This is a genomic window from Variovorax sp. RO1 (assembly GCF_002849325.1).
In the GTDB taxonomy this organism is placed as follows: Bacteria; Pseudomonadota; Gammaproteobacteria; order Burkholderiales; family Burkholderiaceae_C; genus Variovorax.
Genome location: NZ_PKMT01000004.1, coordinates 65,556 through 82,462, shown reverse-complemented (window position 1 = coordinate 82,462; position 16,907 = coordinate 65,556). Strand labels below are relative to the sequence as shown.

The 16,907-nt window shown below is 66.0% G+C and carries 16 protein-coding genes; 11 read left to right on the top strand and 5 right to left on the bottom strand.

The window, feature by feature from the left end; genetic code table 11:
* Positions 1 to 32: 32 nt before the first annotated feature.
* Positions 33 to 1,769: a gamma-glutamyltransferase gene (gene ggt / locus CY658_RS20700; protein WP_101491991.1), complete on the bottom strand. Its 1,737-nt coding sequence runs from the start codon at positions 1,767 to 1,769 to the stop codon at positions 33 to 35.
* A gap of 58 nt (positions 1,770 to 1,827) precedes the next feature.
* Positions 1,828 to 3,423 (bottom strand): methyltransferase regulatory domain-containing protein, encoded by a 1,596-nt coding sequence (locus tag CY658_RS20695; RefSeq protein ID WP_101491990.1) that lies wholly within the window; start codon positions 3,421 to 3,423, stop codon positions 1,828 to 1,830.
* Between the two features lie 146 nt (positions 3,424 to 3,569).
* On the opposite strand from CY658_RS20695, the gene CY658_RS20690 reads away from it, so the two are divergent.
* On the top strand, positions 3,570 to 3,776 hold the full coding sequence (locus CY658_RS20690; RefSeq protein ID WP_062470893.1) for a hypothetical protein: 207 nt from the start codon (positions 3,570 to 3,572) through the stop codon (positions 3,774 to 3,776).
* Between the two features lie 30 nt (positions 3,777 to 3,806).
* Here the strand turns inward: CY658_RS20690 and CY658_RS20685 are convergent, their stop codons facing one another.
* Together CY658_RS20685 and CY658_RS20680 are read right to left on the bottom strand one after the other, a co-directional pair.
* On the bottom strand, positions 3,807 to 4,244 hold the full coding sequence (locus CY658_RS20685) for a PPC domain-containing DNA-binding protein (RefSeq protein WP_101491989.1): 438 nt from the start codon (positions 4,242 to 4,244) through the stop codon (positions 3,807 to 3,809).
* An 81-nt stretch (positions 4,245 to 4,325) separates the two neighbouring features.
* Positions 4,326 to 4,658, bottom strand: coding sequence for a hypothetical protein (locus CY658_RS20680; RefSeq protein ID WP_143713729.1), 333 nt, complete (start codon positions 4,656 to 4,658; stop codon positions 4,326 to 4,328).
* A gap of 342 nt (positions 4,659 to 5,000) precedes the next feature.
* Between CY658_RS20680 and CY658_RS20675 the strand changes: the two genes are divergently transcribed.
* Complete coding sequence (locus CY658_RS20675) at positions 5,001 to 5,702, top strand: DUF899 family protein (protein WP_101491987.1); 702 nt, start codon at positions 5,001 to 5,003, stop codon at positions 5,700 to 5,702.
* 18 nt (positions 5,703 to 5,720) lie between these two features.
* Here CY658_RS20675 and CY658_RS20670 read toward each other — a convergent pair whose 3' ends face one another.
* Positions 5,721 to 6,275 (bottom strand): ureidoglycolate lyase, encoded by a 555-nt coding sequence (locus CY658_RS20670; RefSeq protein WP_257884948.1) that lies wholly within the window; start codon positions 6,273 to 6,275, stop codon positions 5,721 to 5,723.
* 189 nt (positions 6,276 to 6,464) lie between these two features.
* Between CY658_RS20670 and CY658_RS20665 the strand changes: the two genes are divergently transcribed.
* The 9 genes from CY658_RS20665 to CY658_RS32510 all read left to right on the top strand — a co-directional run bounded on the left by CY658_RS20665 (position 6,465) and on the right by CY658_RS32510 (position 16,706).
* A complete protein-coding gene (locus tag CY658_RS20665; RefSeq protein ID WP_101491986.1) occupies positions 6,465 to 7,790 on the top strand; it encodes an MFS transporter in 1,326 nt (441 codons plus the stop codon).
* A gap of 73 nt (positions 7,791 to 7,863) precedes the next feature.
* Entirely contained in the window at positions 7,864 to 8,571 is a 708-nt protein-coding gene (locus CY658_RS20660; RefSeq protein WP_101491985.1) for a FadR/GntR family transcriptional regulator, read from the top strand.
* A 267-nt stretch (positions 8,572 to 8,838) separates the two neighbouring features.
* Complete coding sequence (locus tag CY658_RS20655; protein ID WP_101491984.1) at positions 8,839 to 9,672, top strand: DUF6502 family protein; 834 nt, start codon at positions 8,839 to 8,841, stop codon at positions 9,670 to 9,672.
* Positions 9,669 to 11,006 carry a DUF5666 domain-containing protein gene (locus CY658_RS20650; RefSeq protein ID WP_101491983.1) on the top strand — a complete coding sequence of 446 codons (1,338 nt, stop codon included), beginning with the start codon at positions 9,669 to 9,671 and terminating at the stop codon, positions 11,004 to 11,006. The genes CY658_RS20655 and CY658_RS20650 overlap by 4 nt, the downstream gene beginning before the upstream one ends.
* A 378-nt stretch (positions 11,007 to 11,384) precedes the next feature.
* Positions 11,385 to 11,855, top strand: a complete 471-nt coding sequence (locus CY658_RS20645) for a hypothetical protein (protein ID WP_101491982.1) — start codon at positions 11,385 to 11,387, stop codon at positions 11,853 to 11,855.
* 375 nt (positions 11,856 to 12,230) lie between these two features.
* Positions 12,231 to 13,916: a sensor histidine kinase gene (locus tag CY658_RS20640; RefSeq protein WP_101491981.1), complete on the top strand. Its 1,686-nt coding sequence runs from the start codon at positions 12,231 to 12,233 to the stop codon at positions 13,914 to 13,916.
* 35 nt (positions 13,917 to 13,951) lie between these two features.
* Positions 13,952 to 14,638, top strand: a complete 687-nt coding sequence (locus CY658_RS20635) for a response regulator (RefSeq protein WP_101491980.1) — start codon at positions 13,952 to 13,954, stop codon at positions 14,636 to 14,638.
* Positions 14,639 to 15,479: 841 nt separating this feature from the next.
* Positions 15,480 to 16,253: a LuxR C-terminal-related transcriptional regulator gene (locus CY658_RS20630; RefSeq protein ID WP_101491979.1), complete on the top strand. Its 774-nt coding sequence runs from the start codon at positions 15,480 to 15,482 to the stop codon at positions 16,251 to 16,253.
* 15 nt (positions 16,254 to 16,268) lie between these two features.
* Positions 16,269 to 16,706 (top strand): hypothetical protein, encoded by a 438-nt coding sequence (locus CY658_RS32510; RefSeq protein WP_143713727.1) that lies wholly within the window; start codon positions 16,269 to 16,271, stop codon positions 16,704 to 16,706.
* Positions 16,707 to 16,907 lie beyond the last annotated feature (201 nt).

Genomic DNA, 16,907 nt, shown 5'->3' with positions numbered 1-16,907 from the left:
GGGGCACGACCGCCTTCAAGTGTGCCGCAGGTTCAGTAGCCCGCCGCCAGGCCCGTGTTGCGACGGGGATCGTTGGCGCCGTAGAAGCGGTTGGCGCCCACCGGCTTGCCGCCCAGCGAGGGCGCGCCGACGATGATCGCCGCCAGGTGGTTGGCCGGCTGCGGCACGCCCAGGTTGTGGCCCATGTCGGTCAGGATCTTGCGGGTGTCGGGGCTGATCGCGAAGGTTTCGACGTTGGTGACGTCGGGCAGCCACTGCTGGTGGAAGCGCGGCGCATCGACGGCCTCTTGCACGTTCATGCCGTAGTCGACCACGTTCAGGATGGTGTGCAGCACGGCCGTGATGATGCGGCTGCCGCCGGGCGTGCCGACCACGAACACCGGCTTGCCGTCTTTCGACACGATGGTCGGGCTCATCGAGCTCAGCGGCCGCTTGCCCGGCTCGATCTTGTTGGCCTCGCCCTGCACCAGGCCGTAGAGATTGGGCACGCCGACCTTCGAGGTGAAGTCGTCCATCTCGTTGTTCAGCAGCACGCCCGTCTTGTCGGCCGTGACCTTGGCGCCGAACCAGTCGTTCAGCGTGTAGGTGACCGAGACGGCATTGCCCCACTTGTCGGTGATCGAGTAGTGGGTGGTGTTGCTGCCTTCGTGCGGCGCCACGCCGGGCTTGATGTCCTTCGACACACCGGCCTTCTTCGGGTCGATGGCGGCGCGGATCTTCGCGGCGTAGCCCTTGTCGAGCAGGCGGTCGAGCGGGTTCTTCACGAAGTCGGGGTCGCCCAGGTAGCTGTTGCGGTCCACATAGGCCTGGCGCATGGCTTCGATCTGGTAGTGCACCGACTCGGCCGAGCGGTAGCCCAGGTCCTTCAGCGGGTAGCCCTCGAGGATGTTGAGCATCTCGCAGATGATCACGCCGCCCGAGCTCGGCGGCGGCGCCGACACCACGCGGTAGCCGCGGTAGTCGCACTCGACCGGCGCGAGTTCGCGCGTCTTGTACTGGTCGAGGTCGGCCTGCGTGATGATGCCCTTGCCGGCCTGGCTCGACGCCACGAGGGCCTTGCCGACCCAGCCCTTGTAGAAGCCGTCGGTGCCCTTGGCGCTGATTTCCTTCAGCGTCTTGGCCAGGTCTTTCTGCACCAGCTTCTGGCCGACCGCGAAGGGCTCGCCCTTGTTCAGGAAGATGGCGCCGGAGACCGGGTCTTTCTTGAAGTCGTTGGTGGCCGTGAGCAGCATGTCGATGTCGCCCTGCTCCAGCGCAAAGCCCTTGTCGGCCAGCTGGACCGACGGGGCGATGAGGTCGGCGCGCTTCATCGTGCCGTACTTCTCGCGCGCGTATTCCATGCCCGACACCGAGCCCGGCACGCCCACGGCGAGGTGGCCATTGGTGCTCAGGCCCTTGACGACGTTGCCGTCCTTGTCGAGGTACATGTTGGCCGTGGCAGCCAGCGGGGCCTTCTCGCGGAAGTCGAGAAAGGTCTTGCGGCCGTCGGCCAGCTGCACGGTCATGAAGCCGCCGCCGCCGAGATTGCCGGCGGCCGGATACACCACCGCCAGCGCATAGCCCACGGCCACGGCCGCATCGACCGCATTGCCGCCGCGCTTGAGCACATCGACGCCGACCTTGCTGGCCAGGTGCTGTGCGCTCACGACCATGCCGTGCTCGGCCGCAACCGGCGCCTGCGACGCGGCCTGCGCGCCGCCGGCCGCCGCCAACGTGAGCACGGCCGCGACGGCGGCGCGCAAGGTGGGGGTCCACTTGAAATGCTGCATGGAAAAGTCTCCTCTGTGCGTTGGATGAAGAATGAGGGAGGGGTGAATGGTGCGGGCTTCAGGCCGTGAGCAGCGCCTTGCGCCGCAAACTCTGCAGCGCCTGCGCGACCTGCTCCTGCGAAAAAGCGTCGAGCGCCGACGGGTCGGTCAGCGGCTGGTCGTCCTTGAGGAAGCGCAAGCGTTCGGCGCGCACCTCGTCGAGCAGGAAAGCGGCCAGCGCCTCGTGCGTGTGCGCCCCGTCGAGCAGCGGCAGCAGGCTGCGCTCGAGCACCGAGAGCGACACCGGCTCGTGCCACTGGTTGCAGACCACGGCCGATGCTTGCGATGCGGGCATGCCGGCCAGCGCGTGGCGTACCGGCGCCAGCACCTGCGGCAGCGCGGACACGGCAGACGCCGCCGGCACCGGCGTGCGGCGGATGCGCAGCGCGCCAAGAATCAGCAGCTCTTCGAGCATGGCGAGCACGATGGGCTCGACCGCTTCGCGCGGCTCGCCGGTGAGGGTCACCACGGCGGCCAGCAGCGCTTCGGTCGACATCGAGCACGGATAGCTCGCATCGAGCGCTTGGGCCACCGCCTTGTGCGCCGGCAGCCGCAACGTGACCTTCAGGTCGCGCAGCGCGGTGCAGGGCTGCTCGCGGGCGTCCATGGTGAGCGCATCACCGCCATCCACGCGAAAGACGCCGGCGAATTCCAGCGCGCGCAGGCGGGGCACCTCGAGCCGGTAGCGGATGTTCGCGGCGTTGCCCTGCTTCACCAGCAGCGTCTGGCGGAAAGTGCGGTTGACCAGAAAGTCGAGGTACTGCTCCATCATCACCTGGCTGCCGCCGCATTCGCGCAGCAGCGGGTCGCGCACCTTCTCGCCGTAGTTCTGCACGAACATGGTCGAGGGCTCGGCGTCGCACAGGTAGGCCAGCCCGCGTGCCTCGGCACGGGCGACGAACTCCTTGAAATAGCAGGGTTCGTTGCAGGGCTCGAGGAACTCGTGCAGCAGATAGTAGTTGCCGGCGTTGCGCACGATCGGCATCGTCTCTTCGAGCGTCCTCCTGAGCACGCTGTCGGCCCGGGCCGACTGCTCGAGAAACTCGAGCATGCCGCGCGCGTACGAGAGTTTTTCCTCGGGCGTGTCGCGCGGGCCGCCGCGCAAGATCATCGCGTCGCGCACGATCTCGCGCGCCTTCCAGCCCGGGTACACGTTGTAGCTCACGTAGACCACGCCATTGGGCGCCAAGTTCTCGGCGCACACGCGCAAGATGGCGTCCTGCACCGGCCCCGGCACCCAACTGTAGACGCCGTGGCAGACGATGTAGTCGAAGAGGCCGAACGAGGCATCGATGTCGGCGATGTTGAAAGTCTTGAGCTCGATGTTCGACAGCCCCGCGTGGTCGAGCGCCGTGGCGCCCTGGGCCACCTGCACGCGCGACAGGTCGACCCCGACTGCGCGCGCCTCCGGGTGGCGCACCGCGAACGGAATCAGGTTGCCGCCGGCGGCGCAGCCCAGCTCCAGCACGCGCGCGGTCTGCGGCGGCGGCGCATCGAGGCCGAACAAGAAGGCCAGGGCTTCCAGGTGCTCCACGGCGGACTGGGGAAACGGGTGCGAGTCGTAGGGCACCGCATCGTAGTAACTGGTGAGCGTGGAAGTCAGAGAGTCCGGCACGAACGTCCTTTGGGGATCGGAAGGGGCTGCGGCAGTGCTCGCAGACTATAGCCCCGTGCCCCGGCAAAAAGAAGCCGGCGCGGGTCGACCCCGCCCTCCCCTCGGCGCAGACTTCGGCGCCCGCGGGACCTCTTTAGAATGGCCCGATGAACTGGCGCATCACTCTGTTTCCCCTGGCTTTGGTCATTGCCGGCTGCTCGACGCCGCCCAACCAGATCGTTCCCTTCCGCGACGGTGTGCTGCGTGCCATGACCTACACCCAGGCCTCGGACTACTGCAGCGCCAAGAGCCAGGAGCCCAAGTGGCTCGGCAAGGCGCCCGCCGAATCGGGCGTGCTGTTCCAGTGCCAATAAACAAGCCCACCGCGCACAGCTGACGCCTGCTCAGGCGTCGATATCGATCAGCGCCAGGCCGCTCTCGCGGTCGCAGGTCTTGCGCAGATAACCGGGCGACTCAATCAATAGCACCTCGAGCGTCGGCTGCACGGTGGCCTGCAGCAGATGGCCGCCGACCGTGCTGCCATCGCGCCGGCCCAGCACGACATGCGCATGCACCGCGGGCTGGTCGCCATCGAGCGCGACGTCGCCGTTGAGGGACAGCACCTCGACCTGCTCCCCGACGGGAATGCGCTCGTACTCTTTGCGCTCCCAATCGAAGTAACCCAGCACCGCCCCGCGCAGCGCGCCGATCGCGCTGAAGCGGCTGGCCGACAGGCCCTGCGCCTTCGCGAACTCTTCAAGCAGCGGCACGACCTCGTCGCCCGTGTCGAACACCAGCGCGATGGTGCGTTCCGGGCCGGCGTTGAGAACCTTGAATTTCATGGCGAAGCGTGTCCTTCCTGTCGTTTCGTGTCGTGTCGTGTCGTGTCGTCGAAGCGTTTCGATGAAAGCGCGCCGGGGTCGTCAGCGCGGGGAGTTCTGCTTGCAGTCTTCGGCGGTGCCCCGGCAGTCGTCCTGGCGCGAAGGCGCCTTGCCCTCATCCGGCTTCGCGTCCTTGGTGTCTTTCGCGTCTTTGGCATCGGTCGGCGGCTTCTTCACCAGACCGGGGTCCCGGTCGGGCGGGGCCGGCTTCAGCAGCCGCGGATTGCCATGGGCGGGCGGCTTCACGATGAACTCGGGGTCGGGCTGCGCTTGCGGCGCGGGCGCCTTGTCGGTCGGCTGCGCCGCAACCGGCGCGGCAAAGAGCACCGCGATGGCGAGGCTTCCGATACACATGAATGTCGTTGGATTGCGCATGGCGTTCACCCATGGCCCGAAGGTTTCACCGAGATGAACTTGACGGTGTAGGCCTCGTTCGCCAGTGGCCGCAAGTCAGCGACGCGGTGCCCGGGCATTCCGTCAGGCGGAGATGACATCGTCCGAGGCAAGCCCGCAGCTGCTGTCGTCGTTCATCGCCTTCGCGATGCGCGCTGTGGATGCTCGCCGGTGCCAGCACAGACATGCCCTGGCGATGGCCGACGGCGGGTTGTCGGTTTCCGCCTACTTGGCACGCGGCACAAACGCCAGAGCATGCGGCCTTCAGGCACAAGGATGCACAAGGATGCACAAGGATGCACAAGGATGCACAAGGAGCCACCCATGCAAGATTCACGCATTCCGGCCGCGGTGCTTGCGGCCCAGGGCAAGGCCTCTTTTCCCGGCGCCTCGGCGGCGTACGCGGCCGCCCGGCAGGCGCTGCTGGCGGAAGCAATCGAATTCCGCCGGCACATGACGCGGCTGGGCGAGCAGCGCCGCGCGCTGCCGCCGGGGCCCGTCATCCTGAAGGACTACCGCTTCAAGGACGAACAGGCCTTCGAGGTCGGCATGGCCGATCTCTTCGGCGACAAGGACACGCTGGTCACCTACTTCTGGATGTACGGGCCGCAGCGCGAACGCCCGTGCCCGATGTGCACCAACTGGCTCGGCGCGGTGAACGGCAACGCGGCCGACATCAAGCAGCGCGTGGCACTGAAGATCCTCGGGCGCTCGCCGGTGGAGCGGCAGTGCGCCTTCGCGCAGGAGCGCGGTTGGCGCGACCTGAACTTCGTGCAGACGGTCGGCGACGACTACGCGAAAGATTTGGGCGTGCTGCTCGCGGACGGCAGCGAGTACCCGGCGCTGGTCGTGTTCAAGCGCGACGGCGAGAAGGTGCGCTTGTTCTGGGCCAGCGAGATGACGCGCGAAATGGCCGACCCCGGGCAAGACCCGCGCGATGCCCCCGACATTGCCTCGCTGTGGTCGGTGCTCGACCTCACGCCCGACGGACGCGGCACCGACTGGTACCCCAAGCTGCAGTACTGAGCTACTGCGCGTGCCCGCTCAGTCCGCAAGACTGACGCGCACCTCACACCCCGGCGGCACAAAGATCTCGTCGCAGTTCGGCCCCACCCCGCCGCGGTCGATCACCACGAAGCTCGCCGGCTGCTGCGTGACCACCAGCGGGTGGTGCCAGACGCCGCGCGCGTAGTTCACGCCCTGCTTCCCGTCGGTGACGAAGGCGCGGATGTCTTCCACGCGCACCGCCTCGCCGGCCGGTGCCACCACCACGAGAAAGCGGCTGCCGTCCATCGGCACGAAGGCCTGGCTGCCCAGCGGGTGGCGCTCCAGCATGCGCACCTGCAACGGCATCGCATAGGGCTGGGTCTCGAAGATGTTCACCAGCACGCGGCTGTCGCCGGGGCCCGGGTCCACGCGCGCGAGGTCGTGGAAGCGCGTGGTCATGCCCGCGTTGATCGACATCGACCGGCTGTGCGCGCTCTCGATGACGTCGCCGAACGCGGCGAAGGCCTCGCGCGTCAGCGGCTGCGCAACGAGCGCGAGCGACGCGGGCGTGCCCGGCGCCGGGGGCAGGAAAGTGGGGCTGGCAATCGTCAACGGAAACTCCTCGGCATTTGGTCCAACTGGTACTACCAGTATCCTTGCGATGCATCCGGACAGTCAATCGCCTGGCGTCAGGGAAATCGCTAGTGTCCAATGGTGCGTGAAGCCTTAAGGTCTCGGTCGCGTTAAATCATACCGGTAATACCAGTTAATCCATCCCATCGACGCCTTCGAGGACCGCCCATGTCAACCACCACCCTTCATGCGCCGCTGCAGCCGGCCACCACCTCTGCTGCAGCGGAGAACGCGCTCTACAAGAAAGTGGCATGGCGACTCATGCCCTTCCTGATGCTTTGCTACGTGGCCGCCTACCTGGACCGCGTGAACGTCGGCTTCGCCAAGCTGAACATGCTCAGCGACCTGCAGTTCAGCGAAACGATGTACGGGCTGGGCGCGGGCCTGTTCTTCATCGGCTACTTCTTCTTCGAGGTGCCGAGCAACCTGCTGATGCACCGCATCGGCGCCAAGGCCACCATCTCGCGCATCATGATCACGTGGAGCCTGATCTCGGCCGCGATGATGTTCGTGACCACGCCCACGCAGTTCTACGTGCTGCGCTTCCTGCTCGGGGCGGCCGAGGCCGGCTTCTACCCGGGGATGATCCTGTACCTCACCTACTGGTTTCCCTCGCACCGCCGCGCCAAGATGGTGGCGGTGTTCATGTGCGCGATTCCGGTGTCGGGCGTGCTGGGCGGACCGCTGTCGGGCCTGATCATGGAGGCCATGCACGGCATGGGCGGCCTGCGCGGCTGGCAGTGGCTGTTCCTCGTCGAGGCGCTGCCTTCGCTGGTGATCGGCCTGCTGGTCATCGTGTACCTCGACAACAGCATCCAGGGCGCACGCTGGCTCACGGCCGAAGAGAAGGCCGTGCTCGCACGCAACATCGCCGCCGAGAACGCCACCAAGGGCGGCACCAGCCACATGACGCTGCGCGCGCTGTTCGCCGACCGCCGCATCGTGAAGATGGCGCTGATCTGCTTTTGCACGGTGATGGGCCAGTACGGCCTGACCTTCTGGCTGCCCACGCTGGTGCGCCAGTCGGGCGTGTCGGGCGCGCTCAACATCGGTCTGCTCACGGCCATTCCGTTTGCCGTGGCCATCGTCTCGATGCTGCTGGTGAGCCGCAGCTCCGACCGCATGCGCGAACGCCGCTGGCACCTGATCGTGCCCTTCTGCTGCGGCGCGCTGGGCCTCACGCTGAGCGCGATCTTCAGCAACAACGTGTACCTGTCGCTGGCCGCACTGGCCCTGGCCGCAGGCGGCAGCCTGGCGACGTCGCCGCTGTTCTGGAGCCTGCCGACGGCCATTCTGTCGAGCGCGGGCGCGGCGGCGGGCATTGCGCTCATCAACTCCTTCGCCAACCTGGCCGGCTTCGTGAGCCCCTACATGATCGGCCTGATCAAGGACGCCACGAAGAGCACCGACATCGCCTTGTTCGTGCTGGCCGGCGTGCTGCTGTTCGGCGCTTTCCTCACCTACACGGTGCCGGCGAAGCTGGTCAACAAGTAGGGAAGGCCCAGGGTGCGGCCACAGTAAGATTTCCAGCTCCCGCCACTGCCGCACTCCGAACCGAAAACCGCCCATGCTCGCCTCCCCCGCCGTTGCCGCCACCGCCGCCCGCCTCATCCAGCAGCGGATTGCGGACGGCACCTACGTGGCCGGCGGGCTGCTGCCTTCGCAGCGCGACCTCGCCGAGCAGCTCGGCATCAGCCGCACCTCGCTGCGCGAGGCGCTGTCGACGCTGCAGGGCACGGGCCTCGTCATTCCGCGCCCCGGCAAGGGCATGTACGTGGCCGAAGACGGCGGCCAACTGGCGCCGGCGGCCTCCCCGGCCTGGAAGTTCGCCACCTCGCATTCGCTGCAGGACGTGTACCAGCTGCGCTTCGCGGTCGAGAACTTCACCGCACGGCTGGCCTGCCTGGTCATCGAGGCGGACGATCTGGCCGCGCTGCGCGCCAATGCACAGGCGATGCGCACGTGCATCGACGCCGGCGATTTCACGCAGGCCACGCAGCTCGACTTCGACTTCCACATGCAGATCATCGGCATCGCGGGCAACCAGGCCATCGCCGAGATCCTGCGCAACAGCGCCGAAGTGATGCAGGAGAGCCAGCGCCTGCCCTTCTACAAGCGCGGCGCGCGCCATGCCACCTACGACGAGCACATGGCGATCATCGAAGCGCTCGCGCAAGGCAACCCGGCGCTGGCGCAGCAGGCGATGACGCAGCACATCGTGCAGGCCGCGCAGCGCGCGGGCGTGCACTTTCCGACCGGGCTCGAAGCGGCCTGACGCTCAGGCCCGCGCATCGACACGCTCGCTGCCGGCATCGACATAGACATAGACAGCCTGGCCAGTCGATCAGCCGATCGGCACCCGCATCACCGGCCGGACGGCCGCCCAGTGCCTGAACAATGAAACTTTGGCCCACTGGCCGACAAACCGTGGTCCAAAGCTTTCACTCCAGCGCAGTGCGCAGGACAATGCGGCGTTGATGGTGGTCGGAGGCGCCGCCTCCGATCCTGTCGGCATTGCACTTTCAGGACTACACGTCGCGTCATGGAACAACGGCTGGACTGGGCCCTCGCGGCCTGCTCACGCATCCTCAGACCCGTGGTCAGGCTCGCCCTCGCGATGGGGGTCAAGCATCCCCACCTGGAGGAGTTGCTGCGCGACCTGCTGATCGAGGAAGCGCAGCACTCCTGGCGTACGCAGGGCGTTCCCAAGCCCAACCTGAGCCAGCTGTCCGTCACCACGGGCCTGAACCGCAAGGCGGTGACCGCCAAGGTCCGCGCCACCGTCGATCCCCTGCCACACACCGAGCTGTCGGCCGCGGCCAAGACGTTCACGCTGTGGCTGCAGATGCTGACCGAAGACGCTTCGTTCCGGCGCCTGCCCGTCACGGCGGGCCACACGGCACCTTCGTTCGAGGCGGTCGCGCGCCTGAGCAGCCGCGGCAACGTTCACCACCGCACCATCCTCGACGAGTTGATCCGGTTGAACATGGTGACCGAAAACGAAGGCGTGGCCGAACTCACCACCGATGGTTTCGTGCCCGTGGAAGACCTGCAATCCATGCTGGCTTTTCTGGGCGACAACGGGCGGGACCACCTGCTGGCAGCCGTCTCCAACACCTTGGGCGAGCAGCCCCGCATGCTCGAGCGCGCGGTGTACGCGCGCGGGCTGTCGCTGCACGATTGCGAACAGATCCATCGCCTGGTGCGCGAACGTTGGTCCGCCCTGCACCACGAGCTCGCACAGGAAATGGCGCAGGCGGTCGACCGCGCGTCGGCCCGCGCCAAAGGGCGGATCCGGGTCGGCATCTACACGTACTACGAAGACGAGGGCACACCGCCCCCGCCCACGTCCTCTGAAAGTGAGCGCACATCATGAGCACGATGAAGACACCTCGCCGGCTCATGCTCGGCTTGCTATCGGCCGGCCTCATGGCCCTGTTGATGTCCTGCGGAGGCGGCGGTGGTGGCTCGGCATCGAACCTCGGCCTGGGCACGGGCACTGCGATCGGCGGTGACAGCCCGAGCGGCGCGGGCACAGGCTCGGGCGGAGATTCGACCGGGTCCGGTGCGGGCACGGGCGGCTCTGGCGACACCGCCAGCAACGGCAACACCGACGGCTCCGGTGTCGGCTCGGGCGGCACCGGCGTCACTGCAGACGCCGCCGGCATCGGCGCGGCGGACGGCCTGGGCAGCATCATCCTGAACGGCCTGCGCTACGACACCGCCACGGCCACGATCACCGTCGAGGACGCCACCGCACTCCAGATCGGCATGAGCGCGCGGGTCGCTGGCAAGGTCGACTCCGACTTCACCCGCGGCATTGCGACGCAGGTCGTGTCGGGGGCCGAGCTGCGCGGGGCCGTCTCGCGCATCGATGTGGGCGCCGGCAGCTTCGTCGTGATGGGCATCAGCGTGAGCATCGATGCGGCCACGGTCTGGGCCGACGCGAGCGGGCTCGCCAGCGTGGCCGATGGCAGCCTCATCCAGGTGTGGGGCCTGCCCGGTGCACCGGGCACGCTGCGCGCCACCCGCGTGCAGATTGCGCCCACGCTGACCGCCCCGCTGGTCACGGGCGCCATCGAGAACCTCGATGCCACGAACCAGACCTTCACGCTCGGCCAACTGACGGTCAGCTATGGCGGCGCGAGCTTCGCGGGCATCGACGCCTCGTCGCTGGCCAACGGCGTCATCGTGCGCGCCCGTGGCACCGCCGCGCCGGTCGGCAGCGCGTTCACGGCAACCAAGGTGGAGGGTTGGTACGCGATACCGGTGAGCAACGGCATCGCACTGCAGCTCGCGGGGGTCATCACCGATTTCGCCTCGCGCGGCGCCTTCGAGGTGCTGGGCACGCCGGTGGACGCCACCAACGCACTGATCACGGGCGGCCCCGTCGGTTCGCTCGGCAACGGTGTGAAGGTCGAGGTCGACGGCTTCATGTCCGGCGGCGTACTGGTCGTCAAGAAGCTGCGCATCCGCCATGTGCCGGGGACGGGCGGGCCGGCATCGTTCACGCTCATCGGCGCCATCGGCGGCTACCAGTCGCTCGCCTACTTCCGGGTCCAGGGCCAGCCGGTGGACGCCAGCGGATCGGGTACCGTGTTCGAGAACGGCACCGCCGCGAACCTGGCCAACGGCCAGCGTGTGACAGTCGTCGGAGACCGGGTGGTCGACGGCGTTCTGATCGCCCAGCGGGTGACATTCACCCCTTGACCTGAAGCGGCGGCGCAGCGCCCTGCCGCTATCCGGTCGCATCGCCCGCCCCTCCCGGCGGCAGGCGAAGCCGGGACGTTCCCATTCAGTTCGACATCGCCGCACCGCGGCGGGCCTGCGCGCACGCGGGCCAGATAACACCTTCGGCCATCTGTCTCCAAACCCGTGGCGAAAGTACGAAAAAGGGATTAAAGTGAAAAAATCACATTTTTTACATTGGTGGCTTCCGTGTCTGTCCCAGCGAGTTCAGTGCGACCGTTGCGCCCCCTTGGCATCGCAGGCCCACGCCTGACGGATGCCACCCCTTGCGGGGCTACGCATCGGATGCCTGTTCGCTGCCGGGCCAGCCGGCACCGCTGACACTCCGAGGAGCACCGCATGCCGCTCGTCCTTCTTCTTCGACTTCTGAACAAGCGTTTTCCGGTCATGCTCACTGCCGAAGCAGACATCCGGCACGCATCGGTGCTGGTCGCCACCGGACTCATCGAAGCCGAGTTCCATGTCGACAACTTCGGCTACCAGCGGTACGAAAGCGCCCAGGTCTTTGCCATCACGGACGAGGGGCATGCGGAGGCCGCCACGCTCTGCGGCGGCGGCACTTCAGTCCATGAAGAGCGCCCCCAATGGAGCGTCATGCCGCTCGATTACCTGCGCAGGATCGGCAACTCGACCTTTCCCCTCCATACCGAGGACCCGTCGGAGATCAACTCCGTGGCGGTCCTTGAAGCCGCCGGCATGGTGGAGGCCACCCTCCCCCCGATCTGCCGTGCACGGCAGAAGCTGCGGCAGGCCACCGTCTTGCGGGTCACGCCCCTGGGACGGACGGCGCTGGTGCCACGGCGGACCTGAATCCGAGCCCGGGTCGCGCGGCGTGCCAGACCTGGCGCGCTGATGGATTTCTGCGTCCGGCGCACACGCCCATCGCCCCTCGCATCCCCCTCCCCCACACCTCCATGAAACGGGTACCCGTTTGCCATGCGGTGGTCCTCGGCCTAGGTGGACGCTCCTCGTGCAGCGATGAAAAAAGCCTGTCGGCGACGCAATTGCAACTAAGCGCAACAGACGTCACAGATCACTCACAAGGTTCCTTTCGAAAACCAAAGCAGTAATGTGAAACCTTCACATACGCCACGTCATTCGCCAGAAGAAATGAACGCCCCGCTGTTACAGCTGAGTTTCGGCCCCTGCCGCGCATGAACCGGTTCATGCGAAGGATGCCATTTCATGCGCGCTCCCGTCTCCGCCCCCAGCCTCGACAGCAGCCTGTCGACGGACGCCCTCATGGCCGCCCGGATGCGGCTCGTGCTGTCGATTTCGGCCGTGCTGGCCATGGCGGTCGATGCGGGGCCGGCCCGGCAACCGGTGGCCAGCGCGGTCTGGCTGGCCTTTTGCGGGTACCTTCTGCATAGCGTGCTGGTGCACGCCTGCACGCAGGGGGGCTGGCGTCATGTGCAGGGCAAGGCCGTCCACTGGTCCGACGTGATGTGGTTCACGCTGATCGTCTTCGTGTCGGGCGGCGTGCACAGCCTGTTCTTCCTGTTCTACTTCTTCGCCATCCTGACCTCCTCGTTCCGCTGGGGCTTCGAGGAAGGCGCCCGCGTCACGGTCGTCTCGGTCGCATCGTTCGCCGCCTGCGGGCTCGGCACCAGCACGGGCGACGACGCGCCGCAGCTGCTGATGCGCACGACCTTCCTGCTGGCACTGGGCCACATGATCGTGCACTGGGGCGGCTCCAAGCTCATCCTGCAGCGGCGCCTGGCCCTCCTGGGCGACATCAGCCAGCTGTCGAACCCACGCTTCGGCGCGGGCCGCACCATCGCCCGCACGATGGAAAAGACGCTGGCCTTCTTCAGGGCCAGCCATTGCATCCTCATGATGCGCGACACCGCCACCGGCAACTGGACCCTGCGCACGCTGCGCAAGGACGACACCTGCGAGCATGTCGGTGTCGAGACGCTCGGGGGCATCGCCGAATCGCCGCTGATGGCGCTCGGGCATCCGCACACCGTGCTGAGAAACCGCCTGCCCTGGCCGCTGCACCTCGTTTTTGCGCGCAGCCACATGCACGGACCCGGCACGACCGGCTGGCGTCCCGAAGACCGCGACGGCGCCAGGCGCAGTGCCGCGGTGGCCGCCATGCTCGAGGCCCGCGCGTTCATCAGCGCCGCGCTGCCGCTGCGGCTGGGCGAAGGCCGCGTGTTCATCTCGTCACGCAACGGCCACTTCAGCAAGTCCGATGCGCTGTTTCTCGCGCACCTCATGGAACAGATCTTCCCGGTCATCGAGACCATCGAGGTGCTCGACCGCATGGCCTCCGAAGCGGCCGCGACCGAGCGCCTGAAGATCTCGCTGGACCTGCACGACACGGCCGTGCAGCCCTACATCGGGCTGCGCATGGGCTTGTGCGCCCTGCGCAAGAAGGCCGCCGCAGACAACCCGCTGCTCGAAGACCTCGACAAGCTCGCCGAGGTGGCGAACGGCGTGATCGCCGACCTGCGGCGCTTTGCGGGCACGGTCAAGGACGGCGCAGAAAGTTCGAGCGGGCTCGTGCTGCCCCAGCTGTACCGCCAGGCCGCCCGCATCCAGGGCCTCTACGGCATCGAGATTTCGGTGAACGTCGAAGGCCAGATGCGCCTTGACGACCGGATGACCGCGGAGGTCCTGCAGATGGTGGGCGAAGGCCTGAACAACATCTGCAAGCACACGCAGGCGCGGCACGGCAGCGTGCGCATCGGCTGCCGCAACGGCTGCTTGCACCTGCGCATCGAGAACGAAGGCGGCGAAGAAGAGAACTTCGCGGATTTCCGGCCCCGCTCCCTCAGCGACCGCGCCGCAGCGCTCGGAGGCCGCGCGCAGGTCAACCGGTGCAGGGGCGGCGGCACCGAGGTGCTGATCGAAATCCCCATCTGACAGAAAAAGCACGACGACACCCCGAGGAGCCCCTCATGCAAACTGAAGCCCATCCCATCGGCGTCCTGCTGGTGGACGATCACCAGACCATGCTGTGGGGCCTGTCCCGGCTCATCGACGGCGAACAGCCGCGCATGAAGGTCGTCGGCACCGCCAGTTGCTGCGAAGAAGCCGTGGCGCACACGCAGAGCCTGGTTCCCGATGTCATCGTGCTCGACCTCGACCTGGACGGCCAATGCGCGCTCAACATCCTGCCGCAGCTGCTGTCGAACGAGGTGTCGCGCGTCATCGTGCTGACCGGCGAACGCGAGCAGCGCACCCTGGATCTTGCGGTGCTGCGCGGGGCGCGCGGCGTGATGCGCAAGGACGCCTCGGCCGAGCAGGTGCTCGATGCGATCGAACGCGTGCACCACGGCGAGCTCTGCGTCGACGCTCCGACCATGGGTCGCGTGCTCTCGGAGCTCACTTCGGTGAAGAAACCACCGAAAGCCGACCCCGAGTCTGCCAAGCAGGCCAGCCTGACCCAGAAGGAGCGCGACATCGTCCGCACCGTGGTGCACGGCAGCGGCGCCTCCAACAAGACCCTGGCCGGGCAGACCTTCGTCACCGAACACACGCTGCGCAACCATCTCACGTCGATCTACCAGAAGCTCGGCGTGACGAACCGGCTCGAGCTGTACATCTACGCCGTCAAGCACCGCCTCGACGCGATGGCGCACTGACACGCGCCGGCCCCGCGCCCCGGGGGTACTCACTGCGGGCCGCATAACGCCGGCTTGCCTCCTGGGATCAACCATTTCCCCGCTTTCCGATCTCCATTTGCGGCGATTCGGTGGCGTGCGGGAGCGCACCGGTGTGGCAGAGGGAAAAAGACCCGGCATCGCATCTCGCGTTGTTTTAAAGAACAACGAATTTCAATTTAATTTAAATCACGACCAAAGCATCAAAAAATTAAATGAAGGCAAGGTTTTATTTATTCAACTGATGGCGTCAAATGATAAAATTGAAATTGACGATTAAAATCAAATTATTTCCGTGGTTTCAAATGGTTTTATGATATTTGCAATTCGCACAATCCTGAAATATTCCATTTGCCGTGTATTCGATATTTGATTAATTTCATATTCTTCAAAATTTTCCCTCATAAATCCACGCATTCCGACTTCACACCGGGATTGCTCGCACGACTGACAATTCGCTGATTTTTCGCCTAACCTTCAAAAGCAGGAAAGTTAGGTATATCGAACGTCATGGTTCAGGTAGTTCCATTTTGAAACACTCATGTCTTTCCACAAACAGGAGCAAAAGACCCGCGCAACCGCTGCGTCAACTTCATAGGATTGCGTGAGCCTCGGTCCGAATTGAATTCCACTCAAAACTCAAAGAAAAATATCCAATTCGGCACGCGCCTCTCATTTTCTTTTGAAGAATGTATGAAACCCCAAACTGCTTCACCGCCGATGGGGGGAGTGGCCCCGAAGCCCTCGCCGGACGACCTTTTCGTCTGCCCGACCGCGCCCGAAACGACCGGCCTGCGTCGCTCACGCCAACCGGGGCAAGAACATGCTTGACCACAGGCTCATCAGCTCGGGCGAAAAGGCCTCTGCCGGCATCTGCGCGCCCGCCGCGAGGCTGTGGCCGGATTTCCTGATCGGCCAGGAAAAATCGCCGGTGCGCGTGCTGCTCATCGACGACGACGAGTACATGCGCCGGGTGATCGCCCAGGAGCTGTTGTCGGACCTGCGCATCCAACTCGAGGGCCAGGCCGACAGCGTTCGCGAGGGGCGCAGGCTGCTGGCCACGCACACGTTCGATGTGCTGATGCTCGAACTGCAGCTGGGCGACGAGATGGGCTTCGAGCTGATCACCGAGGCACGCCGTCTGCACCGCAGCAGCGAGGTCATCGTGATCTCTTCGCTCGAGGACGATGCCCACGTGCTGCGCGCCTTCGAACTGGGCGCGATGGGGTACCTCCTGAAGAACGCCTGGTTGCAAAGCTTCGCCGATGCCGTGCTGCACGTGGTGAACGGCGGCGCGGCGATCACGCCCCGGCTCACGCGGCGCCTGCTGCACCGCCTTGACTACCACCCGCGCGCGCCGGTCGCCGACCCGGCGTCACCGCCGCCGAGACCGCCGCCGCGCGACATGACGCTGACACCACGCGAGAGCGAGGTCCTGCGTTGCGTGGCCTCGGGCTACGTCTCCGCGGAGATCGGCGCCAAGCTCGGCATCACCGGCCAGACGGTCAACGTGCACATCAAGAGCATCTACAAGAAGCTGCATGTGCATTCGCGCGCCCAGGCAGTGAACTTCGCCGTTCACACGGGCCTGATCTGAGAGGCAGCGACCCTCATGAACCCGCTCGATTTCCCCGACCGCCCTCGCCGCGCGCGCGACAAGCGGCCCTTCGTGCAGGCACTGCTTGTGGCTGCCTGTGCAACGCAGGGCTTGTGCGCGAACCTGGCGATCGCGTCGGAAGCCGCGTCTGCAGCCGATGCTGTGCAAGAGAACCCCGATGGCGGCGTTCCAGACGGAGAAGTCGCAAATGACGCGGCCGTGGTGACGGCCTCTCCCGACGCGCCGACGGCTTCAGGAAGCGATGACCCGGACCGTCCCGGCTCGGCCGTCTACAGCCCCTTCGCGAGTCCGCAACACGGCAATGAAAGCCCTCCCCCTTCCGCTCCGGTGTCCCCCAAAAACAATGGGGCAGATGGGGAAATGACGCTGATCGCCCTGATTTCGGCCGCTGTCGCGGCATTTGCAGTTTTTTTTTGGCTAGGGCGCTCCTAGTCAGTCTCTCGTCAGTTAATTTGTATGTGAGAAAGTTGCATTTCTGAAGATGGACTCTCATAATTAGCACCTTCGTTTACGAAGACAACCAATCGACCACCGGTTGCCGTCCGCTTATCAGCGGCAACGACTCTCGGCGTGCCGACCCAGATTCTTGTTACCAAGATCAATGGTGGGGGTATCGCATGAACAAGTGTCGAA